Source organism: Marinospirillum alkalitolerans (genome assembly GCF_045055655.1).
Classification (GTDB): Bacteria; Pseudomonadota; Gammaproteobacteria; order Pseudomonadales; family Halomonadaceae; genus Marinospirillum; species Marinospirillum alkalitolerans.
In genome coordinates this window covers 1-17,701 of the sequence record NZ_JBANFI010000007.1, presented here as the reverse complement: position 1 = coordinate 17,701, position 17,701 = coordinate 1, and the positions used below count along the sequence as shown (strand labels likewise).

Here is a 17,701-nt window from a genome sequence, read left to right as displayed (position 1 = left end):
GATAACCTCTTCAGTTAACGGCAGATTTAAATTACTTCTGTTTAATTACGGCTTCAACAATGCTAGCCGGCGCCTCGGCGTACTCAAGAAACTCCATGGAGTAACTGGCACGACCCTGGGTCGCTGAGCGCAGGTCGGTTGCATAACCGAACATCTCGCCAAGCGGCACCTTGGCACGAATAACACGTCCTGCTGGAATGTCATCCATACCCTGAACAAGGCCACGACGGCGGTTCAAATCGCCCATAACGTCGCCCATGTAGTCTTCAGGCGTGACCACTTCAACCTTCATTATTGGCTCAAGCAGCACAGCACCTGCTTTCTTAGCACCTTCTTTGATTGCCATAGAACCAGCAATTTTGAAGGCCATTTCGTTAGAGTCGACGTCGTGGTAAGAACCGTCAAAGAGGGTTACCTTAACATCGATCATTGGGTAGCCAGCCAATACGCCGTTTTGCAGCTGCTCAAAACAGCCTTTATCTACAGCAGGAACGTATTCACGTGGCACTACACCACCAACGATTTCATTAACGAATTCGTAAGTCTTCTCGCCATCTTCACCTTTATCGGTGAGTGGCTCGATTTTCAGCCAAACGTGACCATACTGACCACGACCACCTGACTGACGCACAAACTTACCTTCTTGCTCCACCTTCTTACGAATGGTTTCGCGGTAGGCAACCTGTGGCTTACCGATATTCGCTTCAACTTTAAACTCACGACGCATACGGTCGATGATGATATCCAGGTGCAGTTCACCCATACCTGAAATAATCGTCTGACCTGATTCTTCGTCAGTCTTCACGCGGAAAGATGGATCTTCTTGAGCCAGCTTGCCCAACGCAATACCCATTTTCTCTTGGTCGGCCTTAGACTTAGGCTCAACGGCGACCGAGATTACTGGATCAGGGAATTCCATGCGCTCGAGAACGATCTTGTGATCGGTGTCGCACAGGGTATCACCTGTGGTCACATCTTTCAGACCAACACAAGCCGCGATGTCACCAGCGCGCACTTCTTTGATCTCTTCACGGTTGTTGGCGTGCATCTGCACCAGACGGCCAACACGCTCTTTCTTCTGCTTCACGGAGTTATAGACACCGGAACCACTTTCCAGAACGCCCGAGTAGACGCGGATGTAAGTCAGTGTACCAACGAAGGGGTCGGTCGCGATCTTAAACGCCAGAGCAGCAAAGGGCTCTTTGTCATCAACAGGACGCGTACCGGTTTCGCCGTTTTCCAGCTCACCTTCAATCGCCGCAACTTCATCAGGTGCAGGCAGGTATTCGATAACCGCATCTAGAACAGCTTGTACACCCTTGTTCTTGAATGCAGAACCACACATGGCCAGAACGATTTCGTTGTTGATCACGCGCTGACGCAGACCGGCTTTGACTTCTTCAATGGTGAGCTCACCTTCTTCAAGGTATTTGTTCATCAGCTCTTCATTGGCTTCTGCGGCCGCTTCGATCATCTCTTCACGGTACTTCTCGGCCTTCTCAACCAGGTGCGCAGGTATATCACGCAGCTCGTAGGTCATGCCGTTGTCAGCATCGTTCCAGTAGATGGCCTGCATGCGCATCAAATCGATCACACCTTCAAACTCGTCTTCAGCACCAATATTCAGCTGAATAGCGACTGGCGTTGCCGCGAGGCGATCTTTGATCTGACCAATAACGCGCTCAAAATCAGCACCAGAGCGGTCCATCTTGTTAACGAAAACAAGACGCGGCACTTCGTATTTGTTTGCTTGACGCCAAACAGTTTCAGACTGAGGCTCAACACCTGAAGAACCACAGAACACAACGACAGCGCCATCGAGTACACGCAGTGAACGCTCAACTTCGATCGTGAAGTCAACGTGCCCAGGAGTATCGATAACGTTAATACGGTGCTCTTCAAACTGGTGATCCATCCCCTTCCAGAAGGTGGTCACAGCAGCTGAGGTGATAGTAATACCACGCTCTTGCTCCTGCTCCATCCAGTCAGTTGTGGATGCACCATCGTGCGTCTCACCTAACTTGTGGTTTACACCGGTATAGTAGAGAACACGCTCAGTCGTGGTGGTTTTGCCTGCATCAACGTGCGCACAAATACCAATGTTACGGTAGCGATTAATCGGAGTCTTACGTGCCACTTGGGGCCCCCTTTTTTAGAAGCGGTAGTGTGAAAAGGCTTTGTTTGCTTCTGCCATGCGATGCACATCTTCACGCTTCTTGACCGCTGCACCCTTACCTTCTGCAGCATCCAGCATTTCACCTGCCAGACGGAGGTCCATAGACTTTTCGCCACGCTTACGTGCGAAATCCACCAACCAGCGCATAGCCAGAGCGGTACGACGTGATGCACGAACTTCAACAGGCACTTGGTAGGTAGCGCCACCAACACGGCGAGATTTAACCTCGACAAGCGGCTGGATCGACTCAAGGGCTTTCTCAAAAACCTCAAGAGGATCTTTCTTGGTGCGTTCTTCCACTTTGCTCAGAGCGCCATAAACGATACGCTCGGCAACGGATTTCTTGCCGCTTTCCATGACATGGTTAATAAACTTAGCTAAACGCTCATTTCCGTACTTAGGATCTGGCAGAACTTCACGTTTCGCCGCAACTCTTCTTCTTGGCATGATAAGCCCTCAAAACGGTCTTCAGGTAACTCTAGGACACCAAATAAATATCTAACGGCCCAGCCTTACTCTTATCAGACGGTTATTAATTTAAAATTACTTAGGACGCTTCGCACCGTACTTAGAACGGCCTTGCTTACGGTTTTGTACACCAGAGGTGTCCAGCGCACCGCGAACTGTGTGATAGCGCACACCAGGTAAGTCTTTGACTCGACCACCACGGATCAGAACAACTGAGTGCTCTTGCAGGTTATGGCCTTCACCACCGATGTAGGAAGAAACTTCATAACCGTTTGTTAAGCGCACACGACATACTTTACGTAATGCCGAGTTAGGCTTCTTAGGTGTAGTCGTGTAAACACGAGTACAAACACCACGTCTTTGTGGGCAGGCCTGAAGCGCAGGAACGTCGCTCTTGGCTACCTTACGTTTACGTGGCTTGCGAACCAACTGATTAATTGTTGCCATGCAAGCAAACTCCACTTTTTTTCAGTCTAAAACCCTGTTGAAACCAAGATCTGACTAAAATTTCGGATACAAACAAAATGGATAGACGCACCTATCCCCTCTTTTGAGGAAGCGCATTCTACGAGTTAAAGAGGCACAAGGTCAAGTAGCAGGGCCGCTTTCACGGCCCCGCAGCTTGTTACTCTTCATCCTGCTCCAGTGCAGACAGCTCACTGGTCAGCGCTGCTTCCACTTCACTCGCGCTTGGGCCACTGAGAACAACTTGTTGATCTTCGCGGCGTTTTTTGCGCTGAGCATGGTAGGTCAAGCCTGTTCCAGCAGGAATCAGACGACCAACAACCACGTTTTCTTTCAAACCACGCAGGTGATCACGCTTTCCTGTGACCGCGGCTTCTGTCAGAACGCGCGTTGTTTCTTGGAACGATGCAGCTGAAATAAAGGATTCAGTCGCCAGAGAGGCTTTGGTAATACCCAGCAGCAAACGCTCATACTTAGCTGGGAACTTATTCGCCTTCTCAAGCTGCTCGTTCTCTTCAATCACTTTGAAGTATTCGACCTGTTCGCCAGCGATAAAGCTTGAATCACCCGCTTCAGTGATTTCAACCTTACGCAGCATCTGACGGACGATAACCTCAATATGCTTATCGTTAATTCCAACACCCTGAAGGCGATAAACATCCTGCACTTCGGTGGTGATGTACTTGGCCAGCTCACTGACACCCAGCAGACGCAGGATGTCGTGCGGATTAGACGGGCCATCCGAAATCACTTCACCGCGCTCAACGGTCTCACCTTCAAAGACGTTGATTTTACGCCATTTCGGGATCAAGAACTCATAGGGGTCGCCGCCATCATTCGGTGTAATGATGATGCGCTGCTTGCCTTTGGTCTCTTTACCCATCGAGACAGTACCATCGTATTCAGCCAGGATCGCAGGCTCTTTTGGACGACGCGCTTCAAACAAGTCAGCAACGCGTGGCAGACCACCGGTGATATCCTTGTTACCACTGCTTTCTTGTGGGATACGGGCAATAATCTGACCGACCTTCACTTGTGAAGCATCTTCAATGGTGACAACAGCCTTGCCCGGCAGGATGTACTGTACGGGTGTCTGACTGCCCGGCAGCGTGACTTCTTTACCTTCGCTATCCAACAGCAGCATCATCGGACGCTTGTCCTTACCTGCGGCAGGACGGTGCTGGGTTTCAATGATTTCGATCGAGGAAAGACCCGTGAGATCATCGATATTACGGTTGATGGTGATTCCATCTTCCATATCAGCAAACTGCACACGACCTGCAACCTCAGCCACAACGGGGTGAGTGTGCGGATCCCACTTCGCTACGACCTGACCAGCTTCAACAGCATCACCATGTGCAACACTGATTTCAGCACCGTAAGGCAGCTTATAGTATTCACGCTCACGACCCTGAGCATCTGCCACTGCCAGCGCACCAGAACGCGATACAGCGACAAGCTTGCCGTCTTCACGCTCCACGAACTTGATGTTGTGGAAGCGGATATGGCCACCATGCTTCACCTGAACACTATCAATGGCTGAGGCCCGCGAGGCCGCACCACCGATGTGGAAGGTCCGCATCGTTAACTGAGTACCTGGCTCACCGATCGACTGAGCAGCGATAACACCCACTGCCTCACCCACGTTCGCCAGATGACCACGCGCCAGATCACGGCCATAGCACTGAGAGCAGACGCCAAAGCGTGTATCACAGGTAATCGCAGAACGAACGATAATCTCGTCCACACCCAGGCTATCGAGGCGATCACACCACTTCTCATCAAGCAGGGTGCCTTTTGGAATGACCAGTTCGCCCGTCGTGTTGCTCAATACATCCTGGGCAACCACACGACCCAGCACACGCTGAGACAGAGGCACGATAATATCGCCGCCCTCGATCACAGGATGCATCGTCAGACCTTGCTCGGTGCCACAGTCATGCTCAGTGACCACCAAATCTTGTGCCACATCCACCAGACGGCGTGTGAGATAACCCGAGTTGGCTGTTTTCAGTGCGGTATCCGCCAGACCCTTACGCGCACCGTGAGTTGAGATGAAGTACTGGAGTACGTTCAGACCTTCACGGAAGTTGGCGACAATCGGCGTCTCGATGATCGAGCCATCTGGCTTAGCCATCAGACCACGCATACCGGCTAGCTGACGTATCTGTGCAGCCGAACCCCGCGCACCTGAGTCAGCCATGATAAAGACACTGTTAAAAGAGGCCTGTTGATGCGTATTCCCCGCTTCATCAGTGACTGTCTCTTTTGAGATGCCTTCCATCATCGCCTTGGCGACCTTATCGTTGGCCTTTGACCAGATATCGATCACCTTGTTGTACTTCTCGCCTTGTGTGACCAGACCCGAAGCAAACTGCTGCTCGATCTGCTTCACTTCGGCTTCAGCCTCAGCAATGATGCCTGCTTTTTCATCAGGAATAACAAAGTCGTTCACACCGATCGAACAGCCAGACCAGGTCGCGTAACGGAAGCCGGTATACATCAGCTGGTCAGCAAAAATAACTGCATCCTTCAGACCCACACGGCGGTAGGCTTCGTTGATCAGGCGCGAGATCGCTTTTTTGCTCAGCGACTGGTTGACCAGCTCAAAAGGCAAGCCCTTAGGCAGTACACGGAACAGCAGCGCACGACCGATGGTCGTCTCAGCAATAAAAGTCCGTGTCTCAGCTTCAGAATCAATTTCTTTTGCTGTTTCTTCAATACGCACTTTCACGCGAGCATGGAGGCTGGCGGCACCAGTGGCATAAGCGCGTTCGGCTTCATCGATGCTGCTCAGCACCAGACCATCACCCTTCGCACCAATCTTCTCGCGTGTCATGTAGTAGAGACCGAGAACAACGTCCTGAGAAGGCACGATGATTGGCTCACCATTCGAGGGCGAGAGCACATTATTGGTGGATAGCATCAGCGCACGGGCTTCCAGCTGGGCTTCCAGCGTCAGCGGTACGTGAACGGCCATCTGGTCACCGTCAAAGTCAGCGTTATAGGCCGCACACACCAAGGGGTGCAGCTGTATCGCCTTACCTTCGATCAGAACTGGCTCAAAAGCCTGAATGCCCAGACGGTGCAGAGTCGGCGCACGGTTCAGCAGTACAGGGTGCTGGCGAATCACGTCTGCGAGGATATCCCAGACTTCGGGCAGTTCACGCTCAACCATCTTCTTAGCTGCTTTGATGGTCGTCGCCAGGCCTTTGGACTCCAACTTGGCGAAGATAAAAGGCTTAAAGAGTTCCAAAGCCATTTTCTTTGGCAGACCACACTGATGCAGACGCAGTGTTGGACCCACGGTGATGACCGAACGACCTGAGTAGTCAACGCGCTTACCGAGCAGGTTCTGACGGAAACGACCCTGCTTACCCTTGATCATGTCAGCCAGAGACTTCAATGGACGCTTGTTGCTACCGGTGATCGCACGACCACGACGACCGTTATCCAGCAGCGCGTCAACCGCTTCTTGCAGCATCCGCTTTTCGTTACGCACGATAATATCGGGCGCATTCAGCTCGAGCAGGCGCTTCAGACGGTTGTTACGGTTAATCACACGGCGGTAGAGATCGTTTAGATCCGATGTCGCAAAACGGCCACCGTCCAAGGGAACCAAAGGACGCAAATCAGGTGGCAGCACAGGCAGCACTTCCATCACCATCCAACCAGGCTGGTTGCTGGAGTCACGGAAGGCTTCCAAAATTTTCAGGCGCTTCGAGATTTTCTTCAGTTTCGTCTCAGAAGAGGTCTGAGGAATCTCTTCACGAATGCGTTCGATTTCTTCGTTCAGATCGATATCTTGCAACAGGGCCTGAATGGCTTCGGCACCCATGCGTGCATCAAAATCATCGCCAAATTCTTCCAGCGCATCAAAGTACTGCTCATCGTTGAGCAGCTGGCCTTTTTCAAGCGTGGTTAAACCAGGCTCGATCACCACAAAGCTTTCAAAATAAAGGACGCGCTCGATATCACGCAGCGTCATATCCAGCATCAAGCCGATACGAGAAGGCAGCGACTTCAAGAACCAAATGTGAGCAACAGGTGAGGCCAGCTCGATGTGACCCATACGATCACGACGCACCTTGGCCTGGGTGACTTCAACGCCACACTTCTCACAGATGATCCCGCGATGCTTCATGCGCTTGTACTTACCACACAAGCACTCGTAATCCTTGACCGGACCAAAGATCTTGGCGCAGAAGAGGCCATCCCGCTCGGGTTTAAAGGTACGATAGTTAATGGTTTCAGGTTTTTTGACTTCACCATAGGACCAAGAACGGATCATATCCGGTGAAGCAAGAGAAATCTTGAGTGACTCAAATTCTTCAGGTTGACCCTGAGTCTTCAATACATTTACCAGGTCTTTCATCAGCCGCAGCTCCCGTTGGAGTAGCAGCGGGCAACGCCCGCCATTGCAATCTTTCTAGCCCTTGGATGGGCTGGCCCAGATTCCTCTGGGCCAGGGCAATTAATATTCGAGATCGATATCAATCGCCAGAGAACGTATTTCTTTTACCAGAACGTTGAAGGACTCAGGCATGCCTGGTTCCATCTTGTGATTGCCATCCACAATGTTTTTGTACATTTTGGTCCGGCCATTCACATCGTCCGATTTCACCGTCAACATTTCCTGCAGGGTATGTGCGGCACCATAGGCTTCCAACGCCCAGACTTCCATCTCACCAAAGCGCTGACCACCAAACTGGGCCTTACCACCCAAGGGCTGCTGCGTGACGAGGCTGTACGAACCCGTTGAACGTGCGTGCATCTTGTCATCCACCAAGTGGTTGAGCTTGAGCATGTACATATAGCCAACAGTCACTGGGCGATCAAACTTCTCGCCGGTACGGCCATCATAGAGATCCATCTGTCCGCTACGTGGCAAACCAGCCAGCGCGAGAAGGTCTTTGATCTCTTCTTCTTTTGCACCATCAAAGACAGGCGTTGCCATAGGCACACCCTTCTTCAGGTTCATCGCCAGCTGAATAATCTCTTCATCACTGAAGGAATCGAGATCTTCGTGGCGCTTGGCTCCAGTCAGGTTATAGACCTGATCGAGGAACTGGCGAATTTCCTTCACCTGAGCGCTGCGCTCCTGCTCCAGCAGTTCGCTAATACGCTCACCGAGTCCTTTCGCAGCCAGACCCAAGTGGGTCTCGAGTACCTGTCCAACGTTCATCCGCGAAGGTACACCCAGCGGGTTGAGGACGATATCAACTGGCTCACCCTGCTCGTTATAAGGCATATCTTCGACAGGCATAATGGCAGAGATAACACCCTTGTTACCGTGACGACCAGCCATCTTGTCACCAGGCTGAATGCGACGCTTCACGGCCACATAAACCTTCACGATCTTCAAAACGCCTGGAGCGAGATCATCACCCTGCTGTAGCTTGCGCTTCTTGTCTTCAAACTTCTCTTCCATGTCTTTACGACGCTCTTCCAGCTGCTGCTGGGCCTGCGCAAGAAGTTCGTTCAGGGCTTCATCCTGCATACGGATTTTGAACCACTCATCCGGCTTCAGATCCGACAGGTAGCCTTCGGTGATTTCTGCACCCTTGGATAAATCAGGGCCGCCGTTCACCTTCTGACCAGCCAGCGCATTGCGCAGACGAGCAAAGGTGGCTTCTTGAGCGATGCGGAATTCTTCTTTCAAATCCTTACGCACCTGATCAAGCTGCATCTGCTCAATGGCAATCGCACGCTTGTCTTTTTCAACGCCATCGCGTGTGAAGACCTGAACGTCAATGATGGTGCCCTTCATGCCGGTAGAAACCCGCAGCGAGGTATCCTTCACATCCGACGCTTTTTCACCAAAGATCGCACGCAACAGTTTTTCTTCTGGCGTCAGCTGAGTCTCACCTTTTGGCGTGACCTTACCTACCAGAATGTCGCCAGGACCGACTTCTGCACCGATATAAACGATGCCAGACTCATCCAGCTTAGAAAGGGCAGCTTCACCAACGTTGGGAATATCAGAAGTGATTTCTTCTGCGCCCAGTTTGGTATCACGCGCAACACAGGTCATTTCTTGGATGTGAATACTGGTAAAGCGGTCTTCTTGCACCACGCGCTCTGAAACCAGAATCGAATCCTCGAAGTTAAAACCGTTCCAAGGCATGAAGGCGATACGCATGTTCTGACCCAGTGCCAGCTCACCCATGTCCACCGAGGGGCCATCCGCAAGGATATCGCCACGCACCACGCGATCACCAGGACGCACGATTGGGCGCTGGTTAATACAGGTGTTCTGGTTTGAACGGGTGTACTTGGTCAGGTTGTAGATATCGATACCGGCTTCGCCACCGATCAATTCCTCTTCATTGATACGCACGACAATACGTGAAGCATCAACTGAATCAACAACACCGCCACGCAGTGCCACAGCACAAACGCCTGAGTCACGCGCAACCGCACGTTCCATACCCGTTCCCACCAGTGGCTTATCGGCCTTCAAAGTGGGCACAGCCTGACGCTGCATGTTCGAACCCATCAGAGCGCGGTTAGCATCATCGTGCTCAAGGAAAGGAATCATCGATGCAGCGACCGAGACAACCTGACGTGGCGACACGTCCATCAGGGTAACCTGATCCGGTGTCACGAAGGTGGTATCGCCTTTATGACGAACCTGGACCAACTCATCAATCAGCTCACCTTGCTCATTCAGCTTGGCTGAGGCCTGAGCAATAACAAACTGGCCTTCTTCAATGGCAGACAAGTAGACCACTTCATCGGTGACCTTGCTGTCGTGTACCTTACGGTAAGGTGTTTCAAGGAAGCCGTAAGAGTTAGTCCGCGCATAGGTCGCCAAAGAGTTGATCAGACCGATGTTTGGACCTTCAGGCGTCTCGATGGGGCAGACACGACCATAGTGAGTGGGGTGTACGTCACGGACTTCAAAGCCTGCGCGCTCACGGGTCAAACCACCTGGGCCGAGTGCAGAAACACGACGCTTGTGCGTGACTTCTGACAGAGGGTTGTTCTGATCCATAAACTGAGACAGCTGACTCGAACCAAAGAACTCTTTGACCGCCGCGGCAACAGGCTTGGCATTGATTAAGTCCTGCGGCATCAAGCCTTCGCTTTCTGCCAGAGACAGGCGCTCTTTCACAGCACGCTCAACACGGACCAAGCCAACGCGGAATTGGTTCTCGGCCATTTCGCCAACTGAGCGAATGCGACGGTTACCCAGGTGATCGATATCATCGACTTCACCCTGACCATTACGAATGCTGAGCATTTCACGCATCACATCAATGATGTCGTCGTGCGTCAGGATGCCAGGGCCAGTGTCTTCATCGCGACGCAGGCGGCGGTTGAACTTCATCCGACCGACAGTCGACAGATCATAACGATCTTCAGAGAAGAAGAGGTTCTCAAACAGAGACTCAGCTGCTTCTTTGGTGGGTGGCTCGCCAGGACGCATCATGCGGTAGATTTCAACCAGAGCCTCGAGCTGAGAGCGTGTTGAGTCAGCTTTCAAGGTATCCGACATGAAGGGACCGCAGTCCAGATCATTGGTATAGAGGGTTTCGAATTCGCGAATACCAGCTGCCTTCATTTTGGCCAGCAGCTCAGGATTGATCTCAGTGTTACATTCTGCGATCAACTCACCTGTAGAAGGATCAATCATATCCTTCGCCAACACCTTACCGAACATATATTCAGCAGGGACGGCCAGGCGCTGAATACCCGCTTTTTCTAACAGGCGGATATGCTTTTGCGTGATACGGCGATCTTTTTCTACCAGAACCTTGCCATCAGCATCAGTGATCTCAAAGGAAGAGGTCTCACCACGCAGGCGCGAGGGCACGAGATCAATTGAATACTCGTCCAAGCCCTCTAGATAGAAGGTGCTGGTTTCAAAGAACTTCGCCAGAATTTCTTCTGCTGTATAACCTAGTGCACGCAACAGAATCGTCGCGGGCAGTTTGCGGCGACGGTCGATACGAACAAACACCAGATCCTTGGGGTCGAACTCAAAGTCCAGCCAAGAGCCACGGTAAGGAATAATCCGTGCAGAATACAGCAGCTTACCAGAAGAGTGGGTTTTACCACGGTCATGGTCAAAGAAAACGCCGGGGGAGCGGTGCAGCTGGGAAACAATAACACGCTCAGTACCATTGATGACGAAGGTACCGTTTTGCGTCATGAGAGGAATCTCTCCCATGTAAACTTCTTGTTCCTTGATATCTTTGATGGCTTTGTTCGGTGAGTCTTTATCGTAGATCACCAGGCGCACTTTGACGCGCAAGGGTGCAGCGTAGGTGACACCACGCAAGATGCACTCTTTCACATCAAAGGCCGGAGTACCCAGACGATAGCTTACATACTCAAGGGCAGCATTGCCCGAGTAGCTCTCGATTGGAAACACAGACTGAAAGGCGGCATGGAGACCTGTTTCAGTTCGTGCGTCACCAGTTTTGTCTTCTTGCAAAAACTGGCGATAGGAATCCAGCTGAATGGCCAGCAGGTAGGGTACATCCATCACCTGTGGTAGTTTGCTGAAATCCTTGCGGATGCGTTTTTTCTCAGTGTACGAGTAAGCCATCAGTTTTCCCCAGCTTGTTCACCAGAAACAGACCGCAAGTAGTCACCACACCTCAGAGCTGTGCTCTGTCTGCCTAGGCAGTTGAATCGGCGAGTCCTGCAGTAGCAAAACTTAAGAATATCGGTATTCATTAAGCTTGAACAGAAAAAGGCCGGCGGCGATTACGCCACCAGCCAGAGTGCTATCGCAGCCTAGGCTGCCATGCAAATTACTTGAGTTCCACCGTTGCGCCGGCTTCTTCAAGTTTTGCTTTTGCAGCTTCAGCATCAGCTTTAGAAGCGCCTTCTTTAACAGTTGCAGGTGCACCGTCAACCATGGCTTTAGCTTCTTTCAGGCCCAGACCAGTGATTTCGCGAACTGCTTTGATAACGTTAACTTTCTTCTCGCCAGCAGAGGCCAGAACGATATCAAATTCAGTTTGCTCTTCAGCAGCTTCGCCACCAGCAGCAGGACCACCAGCGACAACTGCAGCAGCTGCAGAAACGCCGAATTTTTCTTCCATTGCTTCGATCAGTTCAACAACTTCCATTACTGACATTTCAGCAACTGCGTTGAGGATGTCTTCTTTGTTCAGTGCCATTTTAGCTTACCTAAATCTAGTGAGTTAAAACTCAAATCTATTGATGGAAAAAGCTTAAGCAGCTTCTTCCTGCTTCTTGTCACGCAGTGCAGCCAGAGTACGAACCAGCTTGCCGGCAGCAGCTTCTTTCATAGTTGCCATCAGCTTCGCGATCGCTTCGTCGTAAGTTGGCAGTGTTGCCAGACGATCGATGTCTTTTGCTGGGATCAGCTCGCCCTCATAGGCCATTGCCTTGACTTCAAACTCTTTCTCGCTTTTTGCGAACTCTTTGAACAAACGGGCGCCTGCGCCAGGATGTTCCATAGAGAAAGCGATCAGAGTAGGACCAACGAATTCGTTAGTCAGACACTCGTAGGCAGTACCTTCGAAAGCGCGCTTAGCCAGGGTGTTGCGCACAACGCGCAAATCAACCTGAGCTTCACGAGCCTGCTTACGCAGGTTCGTCATTGCACTCACGGTCACGCCACGAGAATCAGCCAGGACTACGGACAGAGCAGCTTTGGCGGCTTCGTTGACTTCAGCAACGATCACCTTTTTGTCATTCAGACCAATTGCCACGATTACTTGCTCCTCTTTTAGAGATAAGACCTAGTCGTCTCACTCTACGGTTTCCAACCCTCCGCAATGCGGAGTCGGTATGATGGTTGGACCGACAAATACTGGCGGTCATCTCCATCTGCGCAGGAAATTAAGTCATGAATTGACACCTGCGGTCTTTGAGGGGATCTGGCAAAACCAGATACCGCAAAGTCTTACTGAGCCCTGCATTCAGCAGGGCCAGTTACATTAGATGCTTAAGCTGGAAAGATCCAGTGTTAAGCCGGGACCCATAGTGCTCGACAGGGTCGCTTTCTTCATGTAAACGCCTTTTGAAGAAGAAGGCTTCAGCTTCTTCAGATCAGCCAACAGCGCTTCAATGTTGCCTTTGATTGCATCAGCAGTAAAGTCAACTTTACCAACGCCAGCGTGGATGATGCCGTTCTTATCAGTACGGAAACGCACCTGACCTGCTTTAGCATTCTTGACCGCAGTCGCAACATCAGGCGTAACGGTACCAACTTTGGGGTTTGGCATTAAGCCACGTGGACCAAGAATCTGACCCAGCATACCCACAACGCGCATCGCATCAGGAGCCGCGATAACGACATCAAAATTCATCTCGCCTTTCTTGACTTGCTCAGCCAGATCATCCATACCAACCAGATCAGCGCCGGCTTCTTTAGCTGCTTCAGCAGCTGCACCTTGAGCAAACACAGCAACACGAACCGAGTTACCTGTGCCATTGGGCAGAACAGTCGCACCACGAACAACCTGATCAGATTTACGTGGATCAACACCCAGATTCACAGCCAGCTCAACAGTTTCTTTGAACTTAACAGGCGGCAGTGAAGAGAGCAGAGCAACCGCTTCTTCGACTGTGTAAGACTTGTTAACGTCTACTTTTTCTGCGATCAGTTTTTGACGCTTAGTCAGCTTAGCCATCTTATACGCCCTCCACGTCAATACCCATACTACGCGCAGTACCTGCGATAGTACGTACAGCTGCGTCCATATCGGCAGCAGTCAGATCTGGCTCTTTGGTCTTAGCAATTTCTTCTAATTGCTCACGCGTAATCTTGCCTACTTTGTTCTTGTTAGGAACAGCAGAACCTGATTTCAGACCCAGAGACTTCTTCAACAGAACAGCCGCTGGAGGTGTCTTGGTGACGAACGTGAAGCTGCGATCGCTATAAACAGTGATCACAACGGGGATAGGCAGACCTGGCTCAACATCTTGAGTCTGTGCGTTAAACGCTTTACAGAACTCCATGATGTTCACGCCGTGCTGACCCAAAGCTGGACCAACGGGGGGACTGGGGTTCGCTTTGCCTGCTGCAACTTGCAGCTTGATATAGGCTTGTACTTTCTTAGCCACACTCTTCTCCTAGGGTAGTAACGCCTGACGGCTTCCCAATATTTGCCCTGACGGGCACCAAAAAAATCAGTCTTTTTCGACCTGGCCGAACTCGAGTTCAACAGGTGTTGCACGTCCAAAAATCAATACAGAAACATGCAGACGGCTCTTCTCATAGTTCACCTCTTCAACCACACCATTAAAGTCAGCGAAGGGGCCTTCAAGTACACGCACCACTTCACCCGGCTCAAACATAGTACGAGGACGCGGCTTATCAGAGCCATCCTGTACACGCTGCAGAATCGCGTCTGCTTCACGCTGGGTGATCGGTGCTGGCTTCTCTGGCGTACCACCAATAAAGCCTAAAACCTTGGGTGTTTCTTTGACTAAGTGCCAGCTTGCGTCATTCATATCCATTTCGACCAAAACATAGCCAGGATAGAACTTGCGCTCGCTGCGACGCTTTTTACCATCGCGCATCTCAACCACTTCTTCAGTTGGCACTAAAATTTGTCCGAAGTGATCTTCCATGGCCTTCAGCTTCACGCGCTCAATTAATGAACGCATCACTTGTTTCTCGAAGCCTGAATAGGCATGCACGACGTACCAGCGCTTTGCCATAACGATTTCCTAGTAGATCAGAAATTTAATTGCTGAGCTCACAAGCATATCTATGAGCCATAAGAGCAATGCAACGATCGCGACAGCGGCTAAAACGATCAAAGTTGTTTGCGTTGTCTCTTGACGCGTCGGCCAGATCACCTTACGGATTTCTGTGCGTGCTTCTTTTGCCATAACCAAGAACTTCTGGCCCTTCTCAGTACTGACAAAGAGCAGGAAGGCCGCAGCGGAAAGCACAACGACGCCGACCACCCGATACAAGAGCGGGAGATCAGAGAAAAACATATTGCCAACAACAGCCGCAACAATCAGGAGAACGACCAGCAACCATTTGAATCCATCTAGTTTAGCCGGCTGAGCCTCAGCTTTAGCTTTCATTAGAAACTCAAACTCCTTGCGGTAGATCAAAATTGTGGGGATGGAATACCAATCTGGGGAAGATTGGCAGGCCAGGAGGGAATCGAACCCCCAACCTGCGGTTTTGGAGACCGCTGCTCTGCCAATTGAGCTACTGGCCTTAACAATGGAGCTCATGGACGGATTTGAACCGTCGACCTCACCCTTACCAAGGGTGTGCTCTACCCCTGAGCTACATGAGCAAAACCTGGAGCGGGCAGCGGGAATCGAACCCGCGTCATCAGCTTGGAAGGCTGAGGTTCTACCATTAAACTATGCCCGCATGCCCTGGGAATAAATGGTGGAGGGAGAAGGATTCGAACCTTCGAAGCTCGCGCGGCAGATTTACAGTCTGCTCCCTTTGGCCACTCGGGAATCCCTCCATAGGGTCGCCTATTATATAGGCTTGACGCTTACTGTCAAGAAATCAGCTGCCTGTCTCAACAACGGGCGCAACTTTAACAGCTCACACAAAGAACAGCAAGCTTTTTTTAAGCAAAAACAACTTTTTCTATGATTTTGGCACGCACCGGCGCCCCATAGAGTTGCCCTTGTAACTCTTGCTCAGTTAAAGGAAAGATCAGCTCAAGTCCTGCATAGACCATATCTGGCCACATATAAGCATGAATACTGAGTCCTCGATGAATGAGTTCTGCATCGCCACCTGTCAGAATAACGGGCAACTTTTGTTTCTGACTTTGGCAGAACTGATCGTAGGCGAGGGCAATTTGCCCTACAGCTGCAAGAAAAATCCCATGTGTGACCGCCTCCTGCGTGCTTGTGCCTGGTACAGTTAATCCTTGATAGGTATCATCCTGCTGAAATGGCACGTTGCTTGTCCCAAGCTTCAAACTTTCTTTCATCAGACGCATTCCAGGGGTAATAAATCCGCCTAGATGCTGACCATCAGGCAGCACAAAATCCATCGTAATCGCGCTACCGCAGTCAATCACGCAGCAGCCACCCAACGCATGATAACCAGCCAGCACACCCATCCAGCGATCGACACCCAACGCTTCCGGCTTTTGATAGCCGTTTCTGACGCCGGCGGATTCTTCGCATGAGCGTGCTACGTAGAGCTTCACGCGGTAACGCTTAGCAAGACGCTCAACCTTGCGCAAAATGTCCTTTCCGGCAACGTTAGAAATGCGGATCGCCTTCAGATCACGAAAATCAGGCAACTCTTGCGATCCATCCCAGCGGTCCCGAGTCCACACCGAACCCCTCTCGATGATTCTATCCTGCTCCATGCTCTTCAAGCGCCATTTAGAAAGCGTGTTGCCGATATCAAGATCCAGAATCATCTTTTTCTACTCTCACTGAGATTTCTCCACCAGATAGAAAGCGTGAAGCACCGGCATGATTAAAAACTTCAAGCTCACCGCGCTGGTTCACACCACCAAGGCGCACCTGCTCCTGCTGTCCGTGCGCTAAGACTCTTACTTGTCGATCCCGCCATAAATGCAGCTCATTCCACTTCTCGGTGTAAGCAGCAAATCCTTGCTCTAAGTAGCTAGCCAATAGTGTAAATACAGCTTGTGTCAGCAGCGCTGCTAGCTGGTTCTTATCTGGCAGTGTCTTTGTATAGTCACTTAGATATGCGAGAGGTTGGTCAATTTCAGCCTGCTGTTGAGGCCGGGTATCGTTAAGGCCTACACCGAGGATCAACTCACAAGGGCCAGCAAGATCGCCGGCTAGCTCGATCAGGATGCCGCCAAGCTTACCTTCAGCTGTATAAAGATCATTCGGCCACTTTAGGCCCACACCTTCAATACCCAGTTCTTGCAGCACTTGCACCAGCACAACACCAACAGCCAAACTCAAACCTTCGAGCTGCTGTGCAGAGCCTTCAAAACGCCAGCCCCAGGAGAGACAGATCGAACTGCCCAAAGGACTGATCCAGGCACGACCACGACGACCACGGCCAGCTGTTTGCAGGTCAGTCACAATCATGGCCTGATGAATAGTCTGGCCTTGTTGCAGACGCTCATGCAGGAGCAGATTAGTCGAGGCGCAGCTAGGATAGACTTCTAGATGGGCAACAGGTGCTGTCTGCGCTTTTAATGCCGCACTCAGCAGCGCAGGTTCAAAGAACCGGTAAGCCTGGCTAAGACGATACCCCTGCTGGCGATGTGTCTCTATCTCAAGACCAAGCTGCTCGAGCTGCTTGATCTGCTTCCAAATCGCAGCACGTGACAAGGCCAACTGACGACCGAGCTCGGTACCAGAAACAAAGCGTGATGAATTGAGTAGATGAAGAAGAGGGTAAAGATTCATAGGCTGCTCAGATAAATCGCTATTAAACGCGCTTTATCTCTCTATCGCAAGCCTCTTACCGCTAAGGTCTAGGGGGACTGATTCAAGTAAAGAAGTCATAAAACTAAGATCATTGAACCGTATAGATGGTCGCTATTCTTGCTAGCTGCCCTTGATAACAGGAATGTTGATATCCAGCTGCCATTTTGAGTGGCTCGAAAAGTCTGGAACAGAGACCTTCCGCCATATTAGCCGAGGATGGATACGCTAGGGCTATTTTCACGGTTT

At 51.0% G+C, this 17,701-nt stretch carries 13 protein-coding genes and 4 tRNA genes; all 17 read right to left on the bottom strand.

What is annotated here, in order from left to right; genetic code table 11:
• Positions 1-31: 31 nt before the first annotated feature.
• A complete protein-coding gene (fusA, locus tag V6U78_RS10975; protein WP_405340605.1) occupies positions 32-2,137 on the bottom strand; it encodes an elongation factor G in 2,106 nt (701 codons plus the stop codon).
• Positions 2,138-2,152: 15 nt separating this feature from the next.
• Positions 2,153-2,623, bottom strand: coding sequence for a 30S ribosomal protein S7 (gene rpsG, locus V6U78_RS10970; RefSeq protein ID WP_405340602.1), 471 nt, complete (start codon positions 2,621-2,623; stop codon positions 2,153-2,155).
• Between the two features lie 96 nt (positions 2,624-2,719).
• Entirely contained in the window at positions 2,720-3,091 is a 372-nt protein-coding gene (gene rpsL, locus V6U78_RS10965; protein WP_405340599.1) for a 30S ribosomal protein S12, read from the bottom strand.
• A 178-nt stretch (positions 3,092-3,269) separates the two neighbouring features.
• Positions 3,270-7,484, bottom strand: coding sequence for a DNA-directed RNA polymerase subunit beta' (rpoC, locus tag V6U78_RS10960; RefSeq protein WP_405340596.1), 4,215 nt, complete (start codon positions 7,482-7,484; stop codon positions 3,270-3,272).
• A gap of 99 nt (positions 7,485-7,583) precedes the next feature.
• The gene (gene rpoB, locus V6U78_RS10955) at positions 7,584-11,666 is read right to left on the bottom strand and encodes a DNA-directed RNA polymerase subunit beta (RefSeq protein WP_405340593.1); all 4,083 of its coding nucleotides are present in this window, start codon (positions 11,664-11,666) and stop codon (positions 7,584-7,586) included.
• Positions 11,667-11,874: 208 nt separating this feature from the next.
• Entirely contained in the window at positions 11,875-12,246 is a 372-nt protein-coding gene (gene rplL, locus V6U78_RS10950) for a 50S ribosomal protein L7/L12 (protein WP_405340590.1), read from the bottom strand.
• A 54-nt stretch (positions 12,247-12,300) separates the two neighbouring features.
• On the bottom strand, positions 12,301-12,804 hold the full coding sequence (gene rplJ, locus V6U78_RS10945; protein WP_405340587.1) for a 50S ribosomal protein L10: 504 nt from the start codon (positions 12,802-12,804) through the stop codon (positions 12,301-12,303).
• A 228-nt stretch (positions 12,805-13,032) separates the two neighbouring features.
• Complete coding sequence (gene rplA, locus V6U78_RS10940; protein WP_405340584.1) at positions 13,033-13,728, bottom strand: 50S ribosomal protein L1; 696 nt, start codon at positions 13,726-13,728, stop codon at positions 13,033-13,035.
• Between the two features lies 1 nt (position 13,729).
• The gene (gene rplK / locus V6U78_RS10935) at positions 13,730-14,161 is read right to left on the bottom strand and encodes a 50S ribosomal protein L11 (RefSeq protein WP_405340581.1); all 432 of its coding nucleotides are present in this window, start codon (positions 14,159-14,161) and stop codon (positions 13,730-13,732) included.
• Between the two features lie 66 nt (positions 14,162-14,227).
• Positions 14,228-14,761 carry a transcription termination/antitermination protein NusG gene (nusG, locus tag V6U78_RS10930; RefSeq protein ID WP_405340578.1) on the bottom strand — a complete coding sequence of 178 codons (534 nt, stop codon included), beginning with the start codon at positions 14,759-14,761 and terminating at the stop codon, positions 14,228-14,230.
• Positions 14,762-14,770: 9 nt separating this feature from the next.
• Positions 14,771-15,139, bottom strand: coding sequence for a preprotein translocase subunit SecE (gene secE, locus V6U78_RS10925; RefSeq protein WP_405340575.1), 369 nt, complete (start codon positions 15,137-15,139; stop codon positions 14,771-14,773).
• 64 nt (positions 15,140-15,203) lie between these two features.
• Positions 15,204-15,279, bottom strand: a tRNA-Trp gene (locus V6U78_RS10920).
• 6 nt (positions 15,280-15,285) lie between these two features.
• A tRNA-Thr gene (locus V6U78_RS10915) sits at positions 15,286-15,360 on the bottom strand.
• A 6-nt stretch (positions 15,361-15,366) separates the two neighbouring features.
• Positions 15,367-15,440, bottom strand: a tRNA-Gly gene (locus V6U78_RS10910).
• A 16-nt stretch (positions 15,441-15,456) separates the two neighbouring features.
• Positions 15,457-15,540: transfer RNA gene (locus tag V6U78_RS10905), tRNA-Tyr, on the bottom strand.
• 108 nt (positions 15,541-15,648) lie between these two features.
• The gene (locus V6U78_RS10900) at positions 15,649-16,461 is read right to left on the bottom strand and encodes a type III pantothenate kinase (protein ID WP_405340572.1); all 813 of its coding nucleotides are present in this window, start codon (positions 16,459-16,461) and stop codon (positions 15,649-15,651) included.
• Positions 16,445-17,434, bottom strand: coding sequence for a biotin--[acetyl-CoA-carboxylase] ligase (locus V6U78_RS10895; protein ID WP_405340569.1), 990 nt, complete (start codon positions 17,432-17,434; stop codon positions 16,445-16,447). The genes V6U78_RS10900 and V6U78_RS10895 overlap by 17 nt, the downstream gene beginning before the upstream one ends.
• Between the last annotated feature and the right edge of the window lie 267 nt (positions 17,435-17,701).